At 69.0% G+C, this 7,288-nt stretch carries 7 protein-coding genes; 3 read left to right on the forward strand and 4 right to left on the reverse strand.

Features of this window, described 5'->3' with window-relative positions:
* A partial coding sequence (locus RCJ92_RS14180; protein ID WP_446754890.1) for a hypothetical protein occupies nt 1-748 on the forward strand: 748 nt, incomplete at its 5' end.
* A gap of 9 nt (nt 749-757) precedes the next feature.
* On the opposite strand, the gene RCJ92_RS14185 is transcribed toward RCJ92_RS14180, so the two are convergent.
* Both RCJ92_RS14185 and RCJ92_RS14190 read right to left on the reverse strand, forming a co-directional pair.
* The gene (locus tag RCJ92_RS14185) at nt 758-1,534 is read right to left on the reverse strand and encodes an SDR family NAD(P)-dependent oxidoreductase (protein WP_446754891.1); all 777 of its coding nucleotides are present in this window, start codon (nt 1,532-1,534) and stop codon (nt 758-760) included.
* Nucleotides 1,535-1,694: 160 nt separating this feature from the next.
* Complete coding sequence (locus RCJ92_RS14190; RefSeq protein WP_446754892.1) at nt 1,695-3,140, reverse strand: MDR family MFS transporter; 1,446 nt, start codon at nt 3,138-3,140, stop codon at nt 1,695-1,697.
* A gap of 199 nt (nt 3,141-3,339) precedes the next feature.
* Between RCJ92_RS14190 and RCJ92_RS14195 the strand changes: the two genes are divergently transcribed.
* Nucleotides 3,340-3,879 (forward strand): NUDIX hydrolase family protein, encoded by a 540-nt coding sequence (locus RCJ92_RS14195; RefSeq protein WP_054821910.1) that lies wholly within the window; start codon nt 3,340-3,342, stop codon nt 3,877-3,879.
* 78 nt (nt 3,880-3,957) lie between these two features.
* Here RCJ92_RS14195 and RCJ92_RS14200 read toward each other — a convergent pair whose 3' ends face one another.
* Complete coding sequence (locus RCJ92_RS14200) at nt 3,958-5,043, reverse strand: FUSC family protein (protein WP_446754893.1); 1,086 nt, start codon at nt 5,041-5,043, stop codon at nt 3,958-3,960.
* Between the two features lie 171 nt (nt 5,044-5,214).
* Here RCJ92_RS14200 and tgt point away from each other — a divergent pair, with 171 nt between their 5' ends.
* Complete coding sequence (tgt, locus tag RCJ92_RS14205; RefSeq protein ID WP_360028334.1) at nt 5,215-6,507, forward strand: tRNA guanosine(34) transglycosylase Tgt; 1,293 nt, start codon at nt 5,215-5,217, stop codon at nt 6,505-6,507.
* Nucleotides 6,508-6,521: 14 nt separating this feature from the next.
* Here tgt and RCJ92_RS14210 read toward each other — a convergent pair.
* On the reverse strand, nt 6,522-7,288 hold a 767-nt coding region (locus RCJ92_RS14210; RefSeq protein ID WP_446754894.1), incomplete at its 5' end, for a hypothetical protein.

A 7,288-nucleotide genomic window follows, 5' to 3' on the forward strand; every position in this document is an offset into this window, starting at 1 on the left:
GTTTGCGCTCAGCGTCCTGACGCTGGGCACCGCCGGCGTGGCACGCACCGCAACCACCCTGTGGAGCACCGGTGCCAGCCAGGTGGTGGTTTGGCCGGTCCTGGCGTTCGCGGTGTTCGGGGCCGGGCTCTTTGCGCTGCTGCCCACCCAGCGCAGCGCCCGTCGGCAGCGGGCAGCCGGCCCGCTGCTGGCCTGCGCGGCCGCGCTGTTCGGCTGCAGCCAGGTGCTGGCGGCCGCGTTCCTGCCGTGGACGGCGGTGGTGGCGGCAGTGGCGGCCACGGGGGCCGCGGCCCTGGGATTGCGGGAGCTGAATCGGCATACCGCCGGCAACCTCACCGAGCGGCTGGGCACCGATGTGCCGTTGGGGCTGCTGACCGGTTACGGGCTGGTCTTCACCACCGAGCTGTTCTTCTCCGCCACGCAATGGAACGAGCAGGCGTGGGCGGGGCTGGTGGCGGTCCTGGTGCTGGCCGTGCTGGGAGCGGGCGCCGCCCACGGAGAACGGGGGCGGCATTCGGTGGCCATGGGCTTCCTTGCCGGGATGCTGCCGGTGGCCCTTGGCCAGTGGCGGGACCCCGGGCTTTCATGGTGGTTGCCCGTTAGCACCGCCCTGGGCGCCGTGATCGTGCTGATCGCCGCCGAGACCCGACGTCACCAGGTCACGCACGCCGAGCACCGGGCCGCCCGGCACCACGCTTCCCACCCCGCCGACCCCGGGAGCACCTCGCCGGAAGATTCCTCGGGGTAGAACCACCCCCTACTTCGGCGCCATCCGAATCGCGCCGTCCAGCCGGATGGTTTCCCCGTTCAGCATCGGGTTGGCCACGATGTGGCTCACCAGCGCGGCATATTCCTGCGGCTTGCCCAGCCGGGAAGGGTGCGGCACCTGGGCGCCGAGCGAATCCTGGGCGGCCTGCGGCAGCCCGGACATCATCGGGGTTTCGAAAATCCCCGGGGCAATGGTCATCACCCGAATCTGGTGGCGGGCCAGCTCACGGGCCAGCGGTAGGGTCATGGCCGCCACCGCCCCCTTGGACGCCGCGTAGGCCGGCTGGCCGATCTGCCCGTCGAATGCGGCCACCGAGGCGGTATTGACGATGACCCCGCGTTCGCTGGTGCCCTGCTCGTCCTGCAGCGCATCGGTTTGGCTGATGGCCTCGGCCGCCAGCCGGATGACATTGAAGGTGCCGATGGTGTTGATTTCCAGGACCTTGGCGAACTTTTCCAGCGGCAGCACCCCATCGCGGCCCAGCACCTTGCCCGGGGTGGCCACCCCGGCGCAGTTGACCACGATGCGCAGCGGCCCGCGCGCGGCGGCGGCCTGTACGGCCGCCTGCACCTGCTCGGCGCTGGTCACGTCGGCCGCGCAGTAGCTGACCTCCGCCCCGATCTGCGCGGCAATCTCATCCCCGTCCTCCCGAGGCAAGTCCAGCACCACGACCTTGGCCCCGGCCTCGGCCAGGGTCTGGGCGGTGGCCCGCCCCAATCCCGACAGGCCGCCGCTGACCAGTGCCACCGCATTCTTGCTTTGCATCCGCTACCCCTCCGCCGTCGTGGCCACCACCGACATTCGGTTAATGCTCACTTACTCATGTGGTTTCGACTTCAGCCTAGTTCGGCCCGCGCGGAAATTGAAGAGGCCGCATCCGGGCAAATCCCGGATGCGGCCTGCTCAGTTGGATCCGCCCGCTTGGCTAGTGGGTGGACAGGGCGCCCTCCTCGGCAACCGGAGCCTGCTGCCGGCCGCCCAGCAGGAACCCGATGACGATGACGCCGATACCGCAGACCACCCCGACGCTGAAACCGGCGGAGAAGCCCTGGATGGTCGCATCCAGCTCATCCACGCCGGCGGCGGCGCGCGCACCGGTGGTGGCGGCGACCACGCCCACCACCAGGGCGGTGCCCATGGCCCCACCCAGCTGCTGCAGCGTGGAGAGCACCGCCGAACCGTGCGAATGCAGGTGGTGCGGCAGCGGGTTCAGCGCGGTGGTGAACGCCGGGGTGAAGATCAGCGCCATGCCCAGGCTCATCACCAGGTGCATCACCACCAGCAGCCAGACCGGGGTCTGCGCATCAAGCACCAGCGCGTAGCCCAGCAGCACCGCGGTCAGGATCACCCCGCCGGGCACCAGCAGCGGCCGGGCCCCGACCTTGTCGAACAGCCGGCCCACGAACGGGGCCAGCAGACCCATCAACAACCCGCCGGGCAGCATGATCAGGCCGGTGGCCAGCGTGTCCAGGCCCAGCACCGAGGTGAAGAACATCGGCAGCAGGATGATGACCCCGAACAGGGCCACCATGGCAAAGACCATCAGCAGCAGCGAAAGCGTGAAGGGCCGGTAGGTGAACGAACGCAGATCCAGCAGCGCAGCATCGCGTTGCTGCAGGCGGGCCTGCAGCAGGGTGAAGGCCACCAGGCAGAGCACCGCCACCACCAGCACGGTGGCGTTCACGGCGTTCAGCCCCGCGGCCGAGAGCCGGCTCAGCCCGTACACCAGGCCGCCGAAGCCCGGCAAGGCCAACAGCAGGGAGGGCACCGACAGCGGGGTCTTGGAGCTCTGGGCGGTGGCATCCAGCCGTGGGGTGCCGATCAGCAGGGCCAGCACCGCCACCGGGATGATGACGATGAACATGAACCGCCAGGACAGGTACTGCAGGATCAGCCCGGACAGGGTAGGCCCGACCGCCGGGGCCACCGAGATCACGATGGACACGTTGCCCATCAGCACGCCGCGGCGCTCCGGGGGCACCAGGTCCAGGATGGTGGTCATCAGCAGCGGCATCATGATCGCGGTGCCGGAGGCCTGGATGATGCGGGCCCCCAGCAGCACCGAGAAGCCCGGGGCCAGCGCCGCCAGCGCGGTGCCCAGGGTGAACAGGCCCATGGCCAGCACGAAGGCCCGCCGGGTGCTCAGCTTTTGCAGCAGGAACCCGGTGGTGGGGATGACCACCGCCATGGTGAGCATGAAGATGGTGGTCAGCCACTGGATCGTGTCGGCGGTAACCTGGAATTCACCCATCAGCACGGGAAGGGCAACGTTCATGATCGTCTCGTTGAGGATGACCACGAAAGTCGAGACGATCAGCACCGCAATGGTGGTGAAGTTTTTGGCGCTCAGGCGCTCGGTGGCATTGGTCATCTTGGTCCCCGCTCGAGTGGATGGTCGCGTGGTTGAAAGGGCGGGCCCGACATCGCGCCGCAAGTGATTGAAGAATCCCAACAAGTTTACCGCCCTGCGCGTCCGCTGACTACCCCCGGAGGGTACCTTCGCCAGTGAGTTGCGCAACACCGGGTCAGCTTCTGTTCCAATCGCCCGGCTGTGGGAGAAGATGGGAAGTATGAACGTGCGCACACCTGACCCCTATCCGGGATGGCTGAGTGAAGAGGATCTTTACGAGGCCCGCCAACGCCTGCCCATGCTGTACGTGGAGGCGATCCCCGTCCGGCTGGACCCGCTGGGCTACGTCAACGAGGTGGGCCTGATGCTCACCGGGGACGGGGACGGGCGCATGCGCCGCACCTTCGTCTCCGGGCGGGTCATGTACCGCGAGACCATCCGGGCCGCGCTGATCCGCCACATTGAGAAGGACCTGGGCACCCTGGTGCTGCCGCAGCTGCCGGCCAGCCCGGTGCCCTTCACGGTCGCCGAATACTTCCCGGCCCCCAGCGAGACCGGGTTGACCGATGACCGCCAGCACGCGGTGGCCATGTGCTACATCGTGCCGGTGCGCGGGGAGTCAACCCCACGCAAGGACGCCCTGGAACTAAGCTGGCTGTCACCCGCCGAGGCGCTGAGCAGCCAGATCCAGTCCGAGTTCGTGGGCGGACGGGAAAACATCCTGCGCCAGGCCATGGCCCACGTGGGCATCAACGTCTAACCCGACTGCCAATCCACCGCCCGCGCCGCCGCACCGGACCCCCGTCCGGCGGCGGTGCCGGCACCGAAGCGCCGGCGGCTATGCCTGCTCAGCGCGGCGACGCAGCAGCATCCGCCCGAAGGCGCTGCCGGCGAGCACGCCGATGATGCCCACCAGCGAGCCGATCACGGTCTCCACAATCCGGTCATACATCACGGCCGTGGACAACCCGGTCACCAGCGTGACCCCCACCAGGGCCAGCGGGGTGACGAAGATCTGCGCGAAGAAGTAGTTGCGCATCACCAGCACCTCGGTCATGAACTGGAACAGACCAATGCAGCCGACCAGCACCCACAGCGGCGGGTTGATCAGAATCAGCGCGGCCATCAGGCTCATGCCCACCAAGGTGCCCAGCACACGGTGGATGCCGCGGCGCACCCGCAGCCGGGTGGTGTGCCCGGCCAACGGCACCACCGCGGCGACCATCGCCCAGTAGTTGTGCCCGGCCGCCAGCTGGCTGCCCACGATGTTGGCCAGCGCCCCGGCCGCACCGGCGGTCAGGATGTGGAAGAGCCCCTCCCACCAGATCGCCTTCTTCACGTTGTCCGACAACGGCGGCAGCTTCGTGCGCTGCCAGACGTTCGCCCACTGGCCCACCGCCCCGGCCGCCCCGATCCCCACGGCCAGCGCCATGGTGGCCCCGGTGGCGATCAGCGCATCGGCGAACGGCACCGGCTGCGGGATGGAGGCAATCGCGGCAAACGCGAAGATGTGGAACAGGGAACCGGCCGGACGCAACCGCAGCAGCCCGGCGAGCACCGAGCAGATCCCGGCCACCAGCGTGGTCGCCCCCACGATCTGCCAGGACTTCAGTTCCGGGTCATCATGGGCCACCCACCAGGTGGACGCCGCCAGCGCCAGGGTGATGACCGCGAAGAACAGCAGCCCCGAGCGCACCTGCATGCGCAGCCGGTTCCAGTACCCGTCCACCCGGCCGTAGACGCCGGTGAACGCACCGAAGACCACGAACACCATCAGATCCAGCCGGTCCACGAGCATCAGCACCAGCAGCGGCAGGAAGATTCCCAGCGCGGTGCGCAACCCGATCCAGTGGTCATTGCGGGCAGGGCCCAGCGTCACCAGCGACTTCAATGCTCCACGCAGTCCCGGCTGCTCCAAACCCACGCTGCCTCCCTTGACCAACGACACCACCTGCGCCCACGGCCCCACCGCTTTCCGGCGGTCCGCGGCCTTCCGCTGTCCATTCTTGTCCGCTGCACCGCGCATTGCCTAGTTTGTTCCACTCCGCCACCTGTCGTTTTCCTCACGGGTGCGCGCATGCGGCACACTAGATAGGTGCCAGAAACAACTTTTGATCCCGCCGCCGCCCACCCCCAGCAAGCCGAATTCTCCTTCCAGGTCGGCACCCGGCTGACGGACGGCGAGGGCAACACCCTGCCCGGGCGCACCGGAACCATCACCACCCCGCACGGGCAGATCAAGACCCCCGCGTTCATCGCGGTGGGCACCAAGGCCACGGTCAAGGCACTAACCCCGGCGCAGGTCCAGGAGCTGGGCGCCCAGGCGGTGCTGGCCAACGCCTACCACCTGTACCTGCAGCCCGGGGCGGACATCCTGGACGCCGCCGGCGGACTGGGCTCGTTCATGGGCTGGCAGGGCCCGACCTTCACCGACTCCGGGGGCTTCCAGGTGATGAGCCTGGGGTCGGGGTTCAAGAAGGTCATCGACATGAAATCGGTGGACCAGTCCGGCCCGGATGATGCGGTCGCCCCCGGAAAGGAGCGCATGGCCAACGTGGACGAGGACGGGGTCTGGTTCAAATCCCACCTGGACGGGACCATGCACCGCTTCTCCCCCGAAATCTCCATGGGCGTGCAGCACCAGATCGGGGCGGACATCATGTTCGCCTTTGACGAGCTGACCACCTTGCAGAACTCGCGCGGCTACCAGGTCGAGTCGCTGGAGCGCACCCGGCGCTGGGCCGAACGCTGCATCGCCGAACATTTCCGGCTCACCGACGAGCGCAGCACCAAGCCCTACCAGGCCCTGTTCGGGGTCATCCAGGGCGCCCAGTACGAAGACCTGCGCCGCAAGGCCTGCCGGGACCTGGGGGCAATGGCCTTTGACGGGTTCGGCATCGGCGGGGCCCTGGAGAAGGAAAACCTGGGCACCATCGTGGGATGGTGCGCGCAGGAACTGCCCGAGGACAAGCCGCGGCACCTGCTGGGAATCTCCGAACCGGATGACATCTTCACCGCCATCGAAAACGGGGCCGACACCTTCGACTGCGTTTCCCCCACCCGGGTGGCGCGCAACTCGGCGTTCTACACGCCGCACGGCCGCTTCAACCTCTCCGGGGCCCGCTACAAGCGCGACTTCACCCCGCTGGTCGACGGCTGCACCTGCTACGCCTGCCAGCACTTCACCCGGGCCTACATCCACCACCTGTACAAGGCCAAGGAGCTGCTCAGCCACACGCTGATCTCGATCCACAATGAGCACTTCACCGTGAACCTGGTCGAATCCGCCCGCCAGGCGATCGAGCAGGGCACGTTCTTCGAGTTCAAGGACGAGGTCATGGCCAAGTACTACGCCGGCAAACCCGACCCGCAGGGCCAGCCGACCTAGCGGCCGGAGGAAGCTCAGGCTGCCTTCTCGCGCAGCGCCGCCAGGGCGCTTCCGCAGGCCAGTGCGCCCACGGCCCACAGCACCCAGGGCAGATCGGTGGTGCCCAGCAGCACCGCCAGCAGCGGTGCTGCCCCGGCCAACACCGGAAGCACCCCGGACAGGGAATACCCCACCGCCGCGAACCCCTCGGTACTGGTGCCGGCCGCCAGCAGCTGGCCTGAGAAGTCCTGGTGCCCGCGCCCGGCCCGCTGCACCGCTCCGGCGAACACCCCGCCGCTGGCCAGCAGCACCCCGGCCAGTGCCGCCGTCCAGGAGGGCAGCACGAACAACCAGGCGGCAACGCCCACCGCCAGGCAGGTCGCCAGCAGGGCCGCGGGCAGGATCAGCCACGCCGCCGCGCGCACCACCTGGGTGCGGTCCACCGCCAGCATCCGGCGCAGCGCCGCCGAGGCCAGGAGCGGTTCCACCGCGCTGGCCGCGGCCAGCATCAGCAGCACCAGCAGCGGCAGCAACCCAACTGCCAGCGTCATCGGGTTCGCCGCCGAACGCACCAGCAGCAGCACCGCCGCCAGCGCCAGACCCACCCCCAGCGGCGGCACGGCCAGGCGTCGGCGCCACACCCGGGTCAGCAGCGCCTGCTGCAGCACCGGCAGCCGCGCGCCCCGTTTCTCGCGCCGCGCACGCGGCCCGCGAATGGCCGGGGCCTGCTCGAACGCGGACCCCGGGTTCATCACCCCCAGCGCCGCGGACACCACCTGCTGCCGCTGCCCGGCAGCGCGCA

It is taken from the genome of Glutamicibacter sp. BSL13 (assembly GCF_052928425.1).

Coding starts and splice junctions, on each gene's coding strand:
- RCJ92_RS14195 (WP_054821910.1), top strand. CDS start 3,340: ATGAACGTGCGCACACCTGACCCCTATCCGGGATGGCTGAGTGAAGAG.
- RCJ92_RS14185 (WP_446754891.1), bottom strand. CDS start 1,534: ATGCAAAGCAAGAATGCGGTGGCACTGGTCAGCGGCGGCCTGTCGGGA.
- RCJ92_RS14190 (WP_446754892.1), bottom strand. CDS start 3,140: ATGACCAATGCCACCGAGCGCCTGAGCGCCAAAAACTTCACCACCATT.